Origin of the sequence: Streptomyces odontomachi, from assembly GCF_024435355.1 — a bacterium.
Lineage (GTDB): Bacteria > Actinomycetota > Actinomycetes > Streptomycetales > Streptomycetaceae > Streptomyces > Streptomyces odontomachi.
The window spans coordinates 1-1,778 of the sequence record NZ_JAMJWG010000077.1 but is presented as its reverse complement, the minus strand read 5'-3'; the positions used below and the strand labels follow the sequence as shown (position 1 = coordinate 1,778).

At 65.6% G+C, this 1,778-nt stretch carries 2 protein-coding genes; one reads left to right on the top strand and one right to left on the bottom strand.

The window, feature by feature from the left end; genetic code table 11:
* Nucleotides 1–17: 17 nt before the first annotated feature.
* A complete protein-coding gene (locus tag NQO67_RS43435) occupies nt 18–1,244 on the bottom strand; it encodes an RNA-guided endonuclease InsQ/TnpB family protein (protein ID WP_255956186.1) in 1,227 nt (408 codons plus the stop codon).
* 25 nt (nt 1,245–1,269) lie between these two features.
* On the opposite strand from NQO67_RS43435, the gene tnpA reads away from it, so the two are divergent.
* Complete coding sequence (gene tnpA, locus NQO67_RS43430; protein ID WP_255956184.1) at nt 1,270–1,701, top strand: IS200/IS605 family transposase; 432 nt, start codon at nt 1,270–1,272, stop codon at nt 1,699–1,701.
* Nucleotides 1,702–1,778 lie beyond the last annotated feature (77 nt).

The window sequence follows — 1,778 nt, the reverse complement described above, 5'->3', positions numbered from 1 at the left end:
TTGACATCCTCGCTCACCTAAAGGTGGGCGATTCCCGTCTGCCGCGTCGTTGTCGGGCGCGGCTTCGGGTGGGTTCCCGTTTCATCGCGCTGTGCGGGGACGAGTCCCCGTCTTACCTGCGTTCCACGGGCTGTCACGGCCAGTCCGGCCGCCTTCGCGACGTTGACCGCCGCGTTGATGTCTCGGTCCAGGGTGGTCCCACATGCCGTGCACGTCCACTGGCGGATGTGCAGGGGCTTGGGGCCGTCCTTGACGCCGCAGGCCGAGCAGACCTGCGAGGTGGGCTCGAAGCGGCCGATGCGCACGAAGGTGCGCCCGTATCGGCTGGCCTTGTATTCGAGCATGGTCGTGAACTGCGACCATCCGGCGTCGTGCACGGACTTGGCCAGGCGTGTGCGGGCGAGTCCCTTGACCGTCAGGTCTTCCACCGCGATGGCTTGGTTCTCGCGGATCAGCTTGGTGGAGAGCTGGTGGTGGAACTCGCGCCGTGCGTCGGCGACCCGTGCATGAGCGCGGGCGACCTTGACGCGGGCCTTGGTCCGGTTGGCGCTGCCCTTGTCCTTGCGGGACAGGGCACGCTGAGCCTTCTTGAGGTGTTTCTCGGCCCGGCGCAGGAAGCGGGGACTGTCGATTTTCCGGCCGTCGGACAGGACGGCGAAGTGTCCGAGGCCGAGGTCTACGCCGACCTCCGGCGTGATCGGGGGAAGGACTTCTTCGGGTCCGGTCTCCACGACGAACGACGCGAAATAGCGACCGGCGGAGTCCTTGATGACGGTCACGGTGGACGGGGTGGACGGCAGGGTACGCGACCACTTCACCGCCACGTCGCCGACTTTGGGCAGCCGCAGCTTCCCGCCGGGGGTGATCTTCCAGCCGGCGTTCGCGGTGAAGCGGATCGCCTGCCGGGTGTCCCGCTTCGACTTGAACCGGGGCGGCCCCATCCTCGGGCGCTTGCCCTTCAGGCCGTCGAAGAAGTTCCGGTACGCGGCCTCCAGGTCCCGAAGGGACTGCTGGAGGATTACCGAGGAAACCTCAGCCAGCCACGCCCGCTCAGGCGTCTTCTTCACAGCCGTGAGCCGCTTGGATAACTCGGCCGAGGTGACGAACGGTAGCCCACCGGCACGGGCATCCTCACGAACGCGAAGCGCGTCGTTGAAGACCACCCGGGCGCACCCGAACGCCTCTGCCAGCGACTGGAGCTGACCGGCGCTCGGGTACAGGCGGAACCCGTACCTGAGCTGCATAACGGCCATCATACATACTTGGTTCATGTCACCACGATGGAAACCGAACCCCGACGTCCGCACAGGCCGCCACGTCGTCTACAACCTGCACGTCCACTTGGTTTTCGTCACGAAGTACCGGCGCAAGGCCATGACCGACGCCATGTTGACGCGCTGCGAAGAGATCATGCGAGAGGTCTGCACGGACTTCGAGGCGGACTTGAAGCAGTTCAACGGCGAGGACGATCACGTACACCTGCTCGTGCACTACCCGCCGAAGGTCCAGCTCTCCAAGCTGGTCAACTCCCTCAAAGGCGTCTCCGCCCGACTGCTGCGCAAGGAATACGACAGCCACGTCCGCCGGTACCTGTGGGGCGGACACTTCTGGTCCGGCTCCTACTTCGCCGGAAGCTGCGGCGGGGCGCCCCTGACCGTCGTGAAGCAGTACATCGAGAATCAGAAGCGCCCCGTGGGCTGAGCTGAACACTGCGCACCCATGCACACAGCGCGGGTCAGAGCACTTCTGAGATGGCCTTCACCCCCGGCGTAAACGCC